Source organism: Thiohalophilus sp. (genome assembly GCF_034522235.1).
Taxonomy (GTDB): Bacteria; Pseudomonadota; Gammaproteobacteria; order UBA6429; family Thiohalophilaceae; genus Thiohalophilus.
Genome location: NZ_JAXHLN010000003.1, coordinates 1750209 through 1762623 on the forward strand (window position 1 = coordinate 1750209; position 12415 = coordinate 1762623).

Below are 12415 nucleotides of genomic sequence, written 5' to 3' on the forward strand. Positions count from 1 at the left end.
CAAGGGGTCAGAACACTTGAAGTCTGACAATCTGATATTTCAAGCGCTCTGACCCTTTGATAGGTACGGGCAAAGCTGCGTAACAAGGTCCGCGTCCTTCTCCGTCGCTACAAATACCCACCGGATAACGCGGATGAGGCAATCGATCTGGTTTTAAAACAAGCTGAAGTTTTGTCACAGAGTTGGGCCGTGTAATATAGCCATGTCACACAGTGAAATACAAGAAGTAATAAAAAAGTACGCCAAGGCGTATTCAGAGTTTCAGGATTGGCAAGATTCACATCCCGCAATACCTGGTGGTGATCAGAAAACAGGATGCATCGGCGAATATTATGCATATATTTATTTATTATATAGCTATCCAGATGCGGAACTGAAATACGGAACTCATTCTGAAAAAGGGTGGGATATAGAGCTAACCAATGGCATAAGCAAGACTAGAATACAAGTTAAGACAGTATCGCAATTTTCCAAGACACGAACAATTTCACCGATACATAAAGGTTGGGATGTTCTCTACTTATTGTATTTAAATAAAGAACTCTATCCAATCGGATTTTGGATAATAGAGGATGCTGAGATATTCGGGGAAAGAGAAAAACTAACAAGCAGAAAATGTCCTATTCCGGGGAAATTGAATACAGGTTCCAAGGATATTCCTTTTGGCGAAAATTTAATTGAACCTTTAGAGAATGCAATTTCGTCATTTTAGGAATCAAGGGGTCAGAACACTTGAGCCAACCACCAGCCTATGATGTAGTAAACAATCAAGTGATCTGACCCCTTGATTTGACCAACAGGATACGCCATCTCCTTAACCTGCTTCCATACACCAGAAATCACTATAACTCTTATCAAGACATCCGATCCCTTACGCATGTCACGCCTTGCGATCGCACCGAAAGACGCTTTCCTTGTCGTGATAAAAATCGCACTGCTTTGCCAGCGCATCCTTGAGCTTATGACGTGCACGGTGAATCCTGATCTTCGCAGTCGCCACCGAACATTCGCATACATCGGCTGTCTGGACGGCCGAGAGCCCTTCGAGATCATGAAGGAGCAGGGCGGAGCGGTATGACTCCGGCAGGGTTTCGATGACGGCGCGTATGCATTCGTTCATCTCGCTCTCGACCAAACGCTGGTCAATCTCGCGTTCGGGATCGATGGGTTCCTCGGTTTCGTCCAGCGCGACGATGCTCCTTTCCCGATCGGGATGCCGCAGGTAATCGGCCACGACGCGGCGGGCAATGGAAAATGCCCAGGTCTTGACCGATGATCGCCCGGCGAACGATGATAAACCCTTGTACATGCGTAACAGAGTCTCCTGCTGCAGTTCCTCTGCCACCGCCCGGTTTCCCACACTCCGTTCGATAAAGTGCAGGATCGGCGATGCCAATTCGCGAGCGGCGGTGTCGAACGCCGATTGTCTTGAAGATCCGTTCAACTTGGTTTCCTCTCAAAGGCATGCTCCATGCCGAACCTGTCGACACGGAGCGGGATGAGACCAGTATCAGGAACACCCGCAGCCGCCACTCGCGTCGGGTGCCTCCGATTCGTTCGATGAAGCATTCTGATTGTCTGTCGCAGGGGGCAGTAGGCTACGCGCTGCCTCGAGCACTTTATTGGCCGGAACCTGCCTGACCTTGTCAGCAAGCTGTATTGCAGAGTGAATCTCCTGATCGGTGAGACCGACTTTGCGCGCCTGTGGAATGTGGTATTCGATGCACGGCACACAATTGCTTCCCAAAGCGGCTCCAAGGGCAACGAGTTCGCTTTCGCGGGTGGTTAGATCGCTCATAGTATTCTCCTTTAGATTCCGAGTGATGGTAACAGGCGATCGTCTTCGCCTACCCACTTAGACGGGTCTCCCGGTTAAATGGATACACCTGCATCAATCGCAGGCCAACGCCCAACGCCAGCGTGGGCCGCAAACCCTGGAGCGCCCGAAGGGTGCTTAGACTCAAGGTGGCCCTTTCGCGATCTGTGTGGGTAGCGCCGCTCACGCCGCCACACTAGATGTTGTGTTGTAGGGTGACGCTGGCAGCTGGCTGAGTTTGCCGCCGATGAGGTACGTCATGGTGATGGAAAAAGGGGCTGGCAGAGAACTGACGTAAACGTAGCAAATTGCTATGGGAAATGTACAGCGCGGTGTAACGCGGGAAGGAGATCAGGCCGATTTTCTTTACCCATGACTGAAATATGTAAAGAAAACTGCTATATTCTTTACATATCAGACTAAAACAGCAAATTATTCGCCGATTTTTGACATGTCTACCGCCCTGGCCCCATTGCCGCTGATCCATTCCGCCGAGCTGGAAAGCCGCGCCGTGCTGCGGCTGGCGGCACGTGCGCACCGCGCGCTGGCGGAGCTGAAGGGCTCGGTGGCGGTGATTCCCAATGAGTCGATCCTGATCGATACCCTGGCCCTGCAGGAGGCCAAGGATTCCTCCGAGATCGAGGATATCGTCATCACCCATGATCAGCTGTTCCAGGGGGACGAGGAGGCCGGTCATTACCCCAGCGCGGCGGCCAGGGAGGTGCACCATTACGCCACGGCCCTCAAGCTGGGCCTGGCGCGGGTGCGCGAGCGGGGCTTTTTGCGGCTGGAGGACGTGCTGGCGATCCAGGCCGTGCTGGAAGAAAACCACGCCGGCCTGCGCAAGCTGCCCGGTACGGTGTTGCACAACCCGCGGGCGGGCGAGGTGGTCTACGAACCGCCCCAATCGCCGGCGGAGATCGAGCGGCTGCTGGGTAACTTTCTGGAATATTTTCATCGCGACGATTCCGATGATCCCGATCCGCTGGTGCGGATGGCGATCCTCCATTTCCAGTTTGAGAGCATTCATCCTTTTTACGATGGCAACGGGCGCACCGGGCGGATTCTGAATTTATTGTATCTGGTGTTACACGGGTTGCTGGATACGCCGGTGCTGTATCTGAGCCGTTACATCGTGCGCCACAAGGCCGATTACTATCAGGGACTGCAAGCCGTGCGCGAACAGGGGGCCTGGGAGCCGTGGTTGCAGTACATGCTGCGCGCGGTGGAGGAGACCGCGCACGAGACCCTGGACAAGGTGCGAGCCATTCGCGAGCTGATGCAGGCGACCAAGCAACGCCTGCGGGATGAGCTGCCCAAACTGTATCGGCAGGAGCTGCTGAATAATCTGTTTCGCCACCCCTACACCAAAATCGACTTTGTCGAACGGGATCTGGGCGTCTCCCGGCCCACGGCGATGAAATACCTCGGCGCGCTGGAGTCAGCCGGCTTCGTGCGCAAGACCAAACTGGGGCGAACCAATTTTTATATCAATGAGCCACTGTTCGCGTTGTTGAGCCAGTGAGCCGGATATTCCGGCGTGCTGAAAAAGGCCTTTTTCCGGGGTGAAATTAAAAATAGTTGGCAGTTCGCAGTCAGCAGTCGGCAGAGAAGCGAAATAGTGCCAGCGCACTTGAAAATATGATGTATCAACGTGTAACGGGGTGATTGCTTTGGTGCTGACACAGGAGGAGAAAAAAATAGAAGAAGAGGCCCTGGCCTTTGCACGAGAGCACAAAAAACTGATTGCTCAGAGGCTGACCGATCCAAACCGTTTTATCCCTGAAGACGATCCTGTCTCCGTGTTTATGGCCGGATCACCAGGCGCCGGCAAGACCGAAGCCTCTATCGAGCTGCTCGCTGCGGTCGAGGCGGATGGTGCGGAAATCCTGCGGATTGACCCTGATGATCTTCGCTATGAGTTCCCTGATTATGAAGGGGGAAATTCCTGGTTGTTTCAAAAAGCGGTATCCGTCCTGGTCGAGAAAATTCATGACATGGCGCTCAAACAAAAGCAAAGTTTTTTGCTGGACGGAACGCTAAGTAACTATGAAAAGGCCGAGCAGAATATCGCTCGCTCCCTGAAAAAAGGGCGAGTGGTTCAAATTCTGTATGTCTACCAGGACCCTATGCTCGCGTGGGAGTTTGTTACCAGCCGGGAGACGGTCGAAGGTCGTCGGATTAATCCGGAACATTTTATCGAGCAGTATTTTGCCGCGCGGAAGGTTGTAAACCAGCTCAAGAAAAAATTTGGTTCAGATTTAAAGGTTGATTTATTGCTCAAGAATACCGATAACACACATAGACTGTACAAGGCGGGCGTGGACCGGATTGACAACCATATACCGGAAAAATATACTTCGACAGACCTTAGAGAACTACTGGGTCTAAACTAGAGAGTCGCTATGTTTTTGATTTTCAAGTCAAAATCGAAAAAGTCCACACCATTTTCGGAATTTATTCGTCACGCTTCATCCGGTGAAAAGAAGCGCGTGTATTCCGACGTGCTGAAAAAAGCCTCTGACAGACAGCTCGGGGTTATCCGCAAGGCCCACGCTGCAAAATAACCTTTCTTTTAGAAAGATTATTTTGTTTGCCCTTCCTGATTCACTAGCTCCTTAAACACGATTTTTCCAGCCTCCGCCCGCCTGCCCAGGCTCGGACCACTGCGATTTGTTGAAATAACAATCAAAAAGCCCAAAATTCCGGCTCACACAGGCCTTAAAGGCCGTTTTCAGGCAAAAATCGCAGTTTAAAAGTCAGTGCCGGGGCTAAAGCGGGCTCTCGGGCCAACACAACTCATTGAAATCATCATATTAGAAGGGATAGTTAGCAGTTGGCAATTTGCAGTCGGCAGAGGGTTTTTCGGGCAGGTGCCAGTTAGCCTGGCATTGAGATGACGGTGCGCAGGACGGCGTACCCTGGCTGACTATGCGATGCGCAGCATATCCCTGTTTTTGTTTCTACACTTGAAGTTTGCGCTTTACGGCGCGCACGCGGGGCGGATCTGTCGGGCCGTTGACGCGCCCCTCACGGCAAGTTGCATCACAGGAGCGCATCGCTATGCATGATCAATCCCCTTCGCCGATCCGGGGGTATCTGCGCCGCCGCTGGTTTAACATTCGCCGGGTGCGCTTCTGGGCGGTTTTGGCCGTCGCGTTATATACGCTTGCCGGCTTTTTTCTGGTGCCGTGGCTTGCCGAGACGATCGCGGTGGACACGGTGCGGGAGGATCTTGACCGCGAGCTGCGCATCGGCAACGTCGACTTCAATCCCTACACCTTCACGCTGACGGTAAACGACTTTGCGCTGGCGGATACCGACGGCCACGAGCTCGTCCGCTTCGAGCGGCTGTTCGTCAATTTCACGCTGCTCAGCCTGGTCGATCGGGCCTGGACGTTCCAGGCGGTGCGCCTCGAAGAGCCGGTGGTTCAGGAGGAGCGCTTCGCCTCGGGGGCGACGCGCTTCACCCGGCTGATGGAGGACGCGGCGGGCGCGCCGGCGGATTCCGGCAAGGGCGAGGAGGGCGGCATGCCGGCGGTGGTGATCCGCGATCTGAACGTTGTGGCGGGGGCGATCACTTTTGTGGATCGCCTGAGCGCGGATTCCGACTCCTCAGGCTCGAGCGCCAGCATTGCGCTACGCGAGCTCGAGCTGTCGCTGGATGATGCCACCCTGCACGAGAGCACTCCGTTTCCGGTCCATCTTGCCGGGCGGCTCGACGCGGGCGGCGCCTTCTCGTTCGACGGTGCGCTGCGGGTGTCGCCGCCCTTCGAGGTTAACGGCGATCTGCGCGTGGATGCGCTGGCCCTGAGTCCGGCGGCGCCTTACCTGCAGCAGTTCGCCCGGATAGGGATCGAAAGCGGGCGCGTGAACCTCGGCGGGCAGCTGTCCGTCAGCGGCGACGAGCCGCTGGCCTATCGCGGCCGTGTCGATGTGGAACAGCTCAGTCTTGTGCCCCTGACTGACGACACGCCGGTGGCGGGCTGGCAGGCGCTGCGGATCGAGCGCCTCGATCTGAGTCTCGCACAGCGCAGCGTCGAAGCCTCGAGCGTCTCCATCGAGGGAGTCTCCGGTCGGGTGATCATCCGCGAGGATCGAAGCACGAATATCGGCCAACTGCGGGTGGCGCGCGCCGGGGGCGAGGCAGCCCCGTCCGGGGAGGCTGACAGCGAGTCCGCCGCCCCGTTTCGTATCAGCGTTGCCGGCATCGTTCTGACCGACGGCGGTCTGCGCTTCGCGGACCGCTCGCTGCCGCTGCCGTTTTCGACGCGCATCCATGAGCTGAACGGCGAGATCTCCTCGCTGGCCTCGGACACGCAGGCGCCGGCCGACGTCCGGCTCGAAGGGCAGGTGGGCGAGCACGGCCTGGCGCGCATCGAAGGCGCGATCCATGCCTGGCAGCCGATGCGGGACACAAACGTCACGCTCACATTCCGTAACCTGCAGGTGCCGGCGTATTCGCCGTACACGGCCGCCTTCGCCGGACGCCGGATCGCGGGCGGCCGGATGGACCTCGATCTCGTTTACCGCCTCGCCGACGGCCGACTGGAAGGCGCCAACGCGATAGCGTTGCACGATCTGCGGCTGGGCGAGAAGGTCGAAAGCCCCGAGGCGATGGATTTGCCGCTTGGGCTCGCCGTCGCGCTGCTCAAGAACAGCGAGGGCATCATCGAGATGGCTATCCCGGTCACGGGCGAGGTCGGCGATCCACAGTTCAAGCTGGGCGGCGCGATCCGCCAGGCGGTGATGGACGCGATCATCAAGGTCGTCAGCTCGCCGTTTCGCTTCTTGGCGGGTTTGGTCGGGGCCGGCGACGAGGATCTGCAACGGATCCTGTTCCCGGCGGGCCGCAGCGACCTGACGCCGCCACAGCTCGAGCGCGTCGTGCTGCTGCGCAAGGCGCTTGCGAAGCGTCCGGCGCTCGCGCTGGAGCTGGCCGGACCTTTCGATCCGGAGGTGGACGGCCCGGTGCTCAAGCGTCGGCGCGCAGTCGAGGCGCTGGCCGCGCGGTTGCGCGAGCAGGGACGCGAGGTGTCGTCGCCCGATCTGACCGCGGCCTCGACACAGGACGCGATGGAAGCGCTGTTCGCCCGCGCCTACCCCGATGCCAATCTGGATGCGCTCCGCGAGCGGTTCACCCGCGCGGCAAACGAGGCGGCGGAGGGCGGTGCGCGCTTCGACGCGATCGCCTACCGGGCCCATATCGCCACGCGCGTGATCGCCGCGCAGCCTGTCACCGATGCCGATCTCGCGGCGCTGGCGCAGGCGCGTGCCGCGGCCGTGCGCGACCGCCTGCTGGAGGACACCGCCGTCGAACCCGATCGGGTCCTTCTGGCGCAGCCCATGGTGATCGAATCGGAAGACGACGAGCAGGTTACGATGGAGGTCGGATTAAAGACAGTTGGCAGTTAGCAGATAGCAGTCGGCAGAGGAGAGGGTTGCTTGAAATGATCTCGGTGCGGTTAAATAATTTCTCATGGGAAAGTTGATTTGAGATCTGCAAATCCTGCTGTCACGTTGATTGTAGACAAGTGCAAGAATAAGGAGGAAATTGCGGATTTCAATCAATATTTAGGCAATCAACTTGAAGCAAGGTTGCCGCTGAACGTCCCGTTGAATATATATCACGAGGATTCTAAAGCTAATGCAGGATTACAGGCAGTAGATTTATTTTGTTGGGGTATCTATAGGAAGTATGAGCACGGTGACGACCCGGTGTGGTATAGAGATTATCGTGCGAGAATTCGTTTTGAAACGGAATATTTGGGAAACGGATAGGCAAAAAAAAGACGGCCCCTGCTACGCCAATATTCCAAGCACTCTTGCCAACCGATGGAAGGGAACATGCGAGGCGAGACTGTAAATTAAATTGTGTAACTGCTCAAAGTCCCATACCCTTGATAATAAAGGAAAAGACACATGAGCAGAAGAACAAAAACCAAAACCGATATCGACCCGCAGCTTGAAGCCCTGGTGAACAGTATCAAAACACCGGAGGAACTCGAGGACCTCACCCGCTTGCTGCGCCAAAAAACCTTTGAAGCTATGCTCGAAGGCGAGATGGATGACCACCTTGGCTATCCCAAGCATGACAAAGCCGGTCAGCATAGCGGCAACAGCCGTAACGGTTACAGCAGTAAAACCTTGAAGGGCGAGCTTGGCGAGCTGCCAATTGCCATTCCCCGGGACCGCAACGGGGAATTTGAGCCGCTCATTATCTCCAAAAACCAGACCCGGCTACCGATTTTCAACGACAAGATCATCATGCTCTACAGCAAGGGCATGAGCACGCGGGACATAGCTTCCACCTTGTTGGAACTGTACGGCGTTGAGGTCTCTCCTACGCTGATTTCACGGGTCACCGAGCAGGTGCTGGAACAGGTCCAGCAATGGCAATCCCGACCCCTGGATGAGGTCTATCCCATCGTCTATCTCGACTGCATCCGGGTGAAGATCCGTCAGGACAAACGCGTCATCAACAAAGCCATTTACCTGGCGCTGGGCATCAACCTGGACGGCCAGAAAGAACTGCTGGGGCTGTGGCTCGCGGAAAACGAGGGTGCCAAGTTCTGGCTGTCCGTGCTCACCGAACTGCAACAACGGGGCCTGAAGGACATTTTCATCGCCTCGGTGGATGGGCTGACAGGCTTCCCGGAAGCCATTAACACCGTTTACCCGAAGACCCAGATCCAGCTATGCATCGTGCATATGGTGCGCAACTCGCTCAAATTCGTCTCCTGGAAAGAACGCAAGACCGTTGCCGCTGACCTGAAAAAGATCTACGCCTCCCTCACTGTCGAGGAGGCCGAGCGAGAGCTGGCCGCCTTTGCCGAGCGCTGGGATGAGAAGTTTCCGTCCATCAGCACGGCCTGGCGCAAACACTGGCCGAATCTCATCACCCTGTTTAACTACCCGGATGATATTCGTAAAGTAATTTACACCACCAACGCTATCGAATCCCTCAATAGCGTTATCCGTAAGGCCGTCAACAACCGTAAGGTCTTTCCGAATGACGACGCGGCACTCAAGGTCGTCTATCTGGCCATGCAGGCGGCCTCCAAGAAATGGACCATGCCCATTCACCATTGGAAGGACGCCTTGAATCGTTTTATGATTGAGTTTCCGGATAGAATGCCGGAGCAGTTCTAACCGGGCAGTTACACAGAATTATTTACAGTCTCTGCGAGGCACGTAGTAGGATTTACCCGTCTGCCTTGTAATATCGTATTTCTCATGCAGAAAATCAAGTCGGATTAATGTTATAGATTCTGACGCGAACCGGGGTCCCGCACCACTGCAACCCATTGAAATAAAAAATCCCTAAAACCCGACCCTAACAGGCCTTAAAAGGCCCTTTTTCAGGCAAAAATTGTCGCTTTAAAGTTCATCAGGGGCCGAATCCCCTGGAATGCCATTTCCCTACGGCACGACAAACAGCATCAAATGATGTATTCTTTGATGTAGTGCAACCGAATGAGGTGTTTCCTATGCGTACGACCCTGAACATCGATGACCAGCTGCTGGATGAAGCGCAGCGTATCACCGGCATGACCGAAAAAGCCGCCCTGGTGCGGGAGGGGCTGCGCGCGCTGATCGAGCGCGAGAGCGCCCGGCGTCTGGCGCGGCTGGGTGGCAGTGAGCCGCAGTTAGAGGTCGTGCCCCGCCGGCAGTCCGATCCGGCATGATCCTGGTCGACACCTCGGTGTGGGTGGATCACCTGCGCGTCGGTGATGCCACGCTGGAGGAATTGCTGAACCACACTCGGGTGCTGATGCACCCGTTTGTGCTTGGTGAGCTGGCCTGCGGCAACCTGCGTAATCGCGGCGAGGTGCTGCAGCTGCTCGGGGATCTACCGCAGGCGACGGTCGCCAGCGATGCGGAAGTGCTGTTTTTTATCGAACGCCACATGCTGATGGGCCGGGGCATCGGTTATGTCGACGCGCACTTGCTGGCGGCGGTGACCCTGGCTGGCTCGACGCAACTGTGGACAAGGGACAAGCGCCTGCGGGCGACGGCCGAGACACTGAACCTGGCGTATGGTGCGGATTGAATAGTGATAGTTGGCAGTTGGCAGATAGCAGTTGGCAGTGTTCCTTTTTTGCGATTCTGCAACAGGAGTCAAGATGAATTACCAACCCTCACAAGATAGCTTGATAGCACTGGAATCGCTTCGCAAGGCGGTGTCCAAGGCGCTTGAACGCAAGCGGCTGCTTAACCAGTATGCGGTGATTTGGCAAGACGGCAAGCCGGTCATTATTGGCGAGCTGCCCAAACAAGCCGCTCAAGTACAAGAAGACGCCGCTAAATACGGAAAGCATGAAGATTAAACGGGCTCTGAGCGAGGTCTGCATCTGCACCACTGCAACCTTATTGAAACAGGAACGAATTCCATGAGGCTATGCAGAGCCACGGATAAAAGATAGTTGCAGTCCTAAATCCTAAATACCAGTGACTACGCCGGGATGAATTTGAGGGCGAGGCCGTTGTTGCACCAGCGCTTGCCGGTGGGTTGCGGACCGTCGTTAAATACGTGGCCCTGATGGCCTTCGCAGCGTGCGCAATGGTATTCGGTGCGCGGCCAGACCAGTTTGAAGTCGAGACTGGTTTCGACAGCGTCGGGCAGGGTGGTGGTGAAACTGGGCCAGCCGGTGCCGCTGTCATATTTCATCTCGGAGGTGAACAGGGGCAGGGCACAGCCGGCGCAGACATAGGTGCCCTTGCGCTTTTCCTTGTCCAGCGGACTGGAGAAGGCCGGTTCGGTGCCGTCCTCTCCTCCGGTATGATCCTGGTCGACGACTTTACAAATTAACTGTCATATATATACGACATGAGCTACAATATGTCTTGTGTATAAGACGTTTTTGAGAAACCCTATGGCCAGGACAAGCACCCGCAGCTATTCCCGATACACCCGTCAGGCCCTGACCCTGCTGGGAATGCTGGTGCGTGCCGGCCGTACCGAGCGTAAGATGACAGCCCAGGAGCTGGCGGACCGGGCCGGGATTTCCCGCGACATGCTGTATCGCATCGAGAAAGGCGATCCGCGCTGCGAGCTGGGCGCGTCCCTTGAGGTGGCTGCAATTGTCGGGGTGACCCTGTTCGAGCCCGAATTGACCGACCTGCAGGCGCGCAGCCGGGAAACGGCGGATAAGTTGAGTCTGTTGCCCAGGGCCGTGCGTAAGCGGGCTGCCGAGGTGAAGGATGACTTCTAGCCTGCATGGTTCCAAAACGCAGACGCCCGGCGAAGCCTATGTCTGGGTCTGGCTGCCGGGGCAGGTGGAGCCGGTGGTGGCCGGCCGTCTGGCGCCGACGGTCCAGGGCCTGCAGTTCAATTACGGCCAGAGTTACCTGACGCGGGACGATGCGATTTCCCTGTTTACCCCGGAGCTGCCCCTGCAGCGCGGCAGCCTGCCGCTGCTGCCGGGGCTGAGTATGCCCGGCTGTTTGCGCGATGCCTCACCCGATGCCTGGGGGCGGCGCGTGATCATCAATCGTCTGCTGGGCGTAAAAGGCCGGGATACCGACACCGCCGCACTGGATGAGCTGAGCTATCTGCTGGAATCGGGTTCTGACCGTATCGGCGCCCTGGATTTTCAGTATTCGGCCACCGAGTATGTGCCACGGCAGGCGGCACAGGCGACGCTGGAAGAATTGCTGGAATCCGCCGAGCGGGTGGAAAAGGGGCTGCCGCTGACGCCGGAACTGGCGCAGGCATTACAACACGGCACATCCATCGGCGGCGCGCGACCCAAGGCCCTGGTCACGGATGGCGAGCGTAAATACATTGCCAAGTTCTCCAGCTCCACCGATCTGTACAGCGTGGTCAAGACCGAGTTCATTGCCATGCGCCTGGCGGCGTTGACGGGTATCGATGTCGCCCAGGTCAAACTGGTCCAGTCCTCGGGCAAGGATGTGTTGCTGGTGGAACGCTTTGACCGACAAGCAACGACCGCCGGCTGGCAGCGCAGGGCAATGGTGTCGTCACTGACCCTGCTGGGCCTGGATGAGATGATGGCCCGTTATGCCAGCTATGAACAGTTGGCGGAGATCATTCGCCACCGCTTTACGCAACCCAAACACATGTTGCGCGAGCTGTTCGCACGCCTGGTGTTCAATATTCTCTGTGGTAACACCGATGACCACGCCCGCAATCATGCGGCTTTCTGGGATGGGCGGCAATTGCAGCTGACCCCGGCGTATGACATTTGCCCGCAACACCGTGCCGGTAACGAAGCCACTCAGGCGATGTTGATACGGGGCGATAACCGCTTCAGTCGGCTGGATGTCTGTTTGTCCGCGGCGGACCAGTTTCTTTTGTCCGAAAACGAGGCTCGCGCCGTGATCGATGGCCAGGTCGACACGATAAAAAGACATTGGGACGCCGTGTGTGATGAAGCGGGTCTCACATCAGTCGATAAGGACCTGCTGTGGGGGCGGCAGTTCCTGAACCCGTTTGCTTTCATCCAGGAGGGGAGAAGTTATTGAATATCAGTGGATTAGCGTCATCTCTTAAATTTAACATAATATACATTATGCGCACTAACAGGGATGGCAGGGAGACGGCGGGAAAGCCCCGGTCACCCGGGATTTCCCGCC

At 56.6% G+C, this 12415-nt stretch carries 13 protein-coding genes and 2 pseudogenes; 12 read left to right on the forward strand and 3 right to left on the reverse strand.

From position 1 onward, the window contains the following. Positions 1–63: 63 nt before the first annotated feature. Positions 64–195: pseudogene (locus U5J94_RS15340) on the forward strand (type I restriction enzyme endonuclease domain-containing protein); the annotation flags it as partial. 7 nt (positions 196–202) lie between these two features. Then, complete coding sequence (locus U5J94_RS11540) at positions 203–712, forward strand: hypothetical protein (RefSeq protein WP_322565781.1); 510 nt, start codon at positions 203–205, stop codon at positions 710–712. Between the two features lie 168 nt (positions 713–880). On the opposite strand, the gene U5J94_RS11545 is transcribed toward U5J94_RS11540, so the two are convergent. Together U5J94_RS11545 and U5J94_RS11550 are read right to left on the reverse strand one after the other, a co-directional pair. Then, positions 881–1444, reverse strand: a complete 564-nt coding sequence (locus U5J94_RS11545) for an RNA polymerase sigma factor (RefSeq protein WP_322565782.1) — start codon at positions 1442–1444, stop codon at positions 881–883. 66 nt (positions 1445–1510) lie between these two features. After that, a complete protein-coding gene (locus U5J94_RS11550; protein ID WP_322565783.1) occupies positions 1511–1798 on the reverse strand; it encodes a carboxymuconolactone decarboxylase family protein in 288 nt (95 codons plus the stop codon). A gap of 469 nt (positions 1799–2267) precedes the next feature. Here U5J94_RS11550 and U5J94_RS11555 point away from each other — a divergent pair, with 469 nt between their 5' ends. From U5J94_RS11555 to U5J94_RS11585, 8 genes are all read left to right on the forward strand, one after another. Then, positions 2268–3341: a Fic family protein gene (locus U5J94_RS11555; RefSeq protein WP_322565784.1), complete on the forward strand. Its 1074-nt coding sequence runs from the start codon at positions 2268–2270 to the stop codon at positions 3339–3341. A gap of 148 nt (positions 3342–3489) precedes the next feature. Beyond that, positions 3490–4212 carry a zeta toxin family protein gene (locus U5J94_RS11560; protein WP_416224170.1) on the forward strand — a complete coding sequence of 241 codons (723 nt, stop codon included), beginning with the start codon at positions 3490–3492 and terminating at the stop codon, positions 4210–4212. Positions 4213–4879: 667 nt separating this feature from the next. Continuing rightward, complete coding sequence (locus tag U5J94_RS11565; protein ID WP_322565785.1) at positions 4880–7231, forward strand: DUF748 domain-containing protein; 2352 nt, start codon at positions 4880–4882, stop codon at positions 7229–7231. A 105-nt stretch (positions 7232–7336) separates the two neighbouring features. After that, a complete protein-coding gene (locus U5J94_RS15345; RefSeq protein ID WP_416224110.1) occupies positions 7337–7597 on the forward strand; it encodes a DUF3800 domain-containing protein in 261 nt (86 codons plus the stop codon). Positions 7598–7738: 141 nt separating this feature from the next. Continuing rightward, on the forward strand, positions 7739–8968 hold the full coding sequence (locus tag U5J94_RS11570; protein WP_322564286.1) for an IS256 family transposase: 1230 nt from the start codon (positions 7739–7741) through the stop codon (positions 8966–8968). 338 nt (positions 8969–9306) lie between these two features. Continuing rightward, positions 9307–9504 carry a type II toxin-antitoxin system VapB family antitoxin gene (locus U5J94_RS11575; RefSeq protein WP_322565786.1) on the forward strand — a complete coding sequence of 66 codons (198 nt, stop codon included), beginning with the start codon at positions 9307–9309 and terminating at the stop codon, positions 9502–9504. Next, entirely contained in the window at positions 9501–9869 is a 369-nt protein-coding gene (locus U5J94_RS11580; RefSeq protein ID WP_322565787.1) for a type II toxin-antitoxin system VapC family toxin, read from the forward strand. The genes U5J94_RS11575 and U5J94_RS11580 overlap by 4 nt, the downstream gene beginning before the upstream one ends. Before the next feature lie 73 nt (positions 9870–9942). Further along, a complete protein-coding gene (locus U5J94_RS11585) occupies positions 9943–10146 on the forward strand; it encodes a hypothetical protein (RefSeq protein WP_322565788.1) in 204 nt (67 codons plus the stop codon). 125 nt (positions 10147–10271) lie between these two features. On the opposite strand, the pseudogene msrB reads toward U5J94_RS11585, so the two are convergent. Then, a pseudogene (msrB, locus tag U5J94_RS11590) lies at positions 10272–10589 on the reverse strand (peptide-methionine (R)-S-oxide reductase MsrB); the annotation flags it as partial. Between the two features lie 103 nt (positions 10590–10692). On the opposite strand from msrB, the gene U5J94_RS11595 reads away from it, so the two are divergent. Together U5J94_RS11595 and U5J94_RS11600 are read left to right on the forward strand one after the other, a co-directional pair. Next, complete coding sequence (locus U5J94_RS11595; protein ID WP_322565789.1) at positions 10693–11031, forward strand: helix-turn-helix transcriptional regulator; 339 nt, start codon at positions 10693–10695, stop codon at positions 11029–11031. Continuing rightward, positions 11021–12304, forward strand: a complete 1284-nt coding sequence (locus U5J94_RS11600; RefSeq protein WP_322565790.1) for a HipA domain-containing protein — start codon at positions 11021–11023, stop codon at positions 12302–12304. Before U5J94_RS11595 ends, U5J94_RS11600 begins: the two co-directional genes overlap by 11 nt. The last annotated feature ends 111 nt before the right edge of the window (positions 12305–12415 follow it).

What these genes read in the sequence shown, in the direction of transcription:
- U5J94_RS11540 (WP_322565781.1), top strand. Translation starts at nt 203, where the DNA reads ATGTCACACAGTGAAATACAAGAAGTAATAAAAAAGTACGCCAAGGCG.
- U5J94_RS11550 (WP_322565783.1), bottom strand. Translation starts at nt 1,798, where the DNA reads ATGAGCGATCTAACCACCCGCGAAAGCGAACTCGTTGCCCTTGGAGCC.
- U5J94_RS11555 (WP_322565784.1), top strand. Translation starts at nt 2,268, where the DNA reads ATGTCTACCGCCCTGGCCCCATTGCCGCTGATCCATTCCGCCGAGCTG.
- U5J94_RS11565 (WP_322565785.1), top strand. Translation starts at nt 4,880, where the DNA reads ATGCATGATCAATCCCCTTCGCCGATCCGGGGGTATCTGCGCCGCCGC.
- U5J94_RS11570 (WP_322564286.1), top strand. Translation starts at nt 7,739, where the DNA reads ATGAGCAGAAGAACAAAAACCAAAACCGATATCGACCCGCAGCTTGAA.
- U5J94_RS11575 (WP_322565786.1), top strand. Translation starts at nt 9,307, where the DNA reads ATGCGTACGACCCTGAACATCGATGACCAGCTGCTGGATGAAGCGCAG.
- U5J94_RS11580 (WP_322565787.1), top strand. Translation starts at nt 9,501, where the DNA reads ATGATCCTGGTCGACACCTCGGTGTGGGTGGATCACCTGCGCGTCGGT.
- U5J94_RS11585 (WP_322565788.1), top strand. Translation starts at nt 9,943, where the DNA reads ATGAATTACCAACCCTCACAAGATAGCTTGATAGCACTGGAATCGCTT.
- U5J94_RS11595 (WP_322565789.1), top strand. Translation starts at nt 10,693, where the DNA reads ATGGCCAGGACAAGCACCCGCAGCTATTCCCGATACACCCGTCAGGCC.
- U5J94_RS11600 (WP_322565790.1), top strand. Translation starts at nt 11,021, where the DNA reads ATGACTTCTAGCCTGCATGGTTCCAAAACGCAGACGCCCGGCGAAGCC.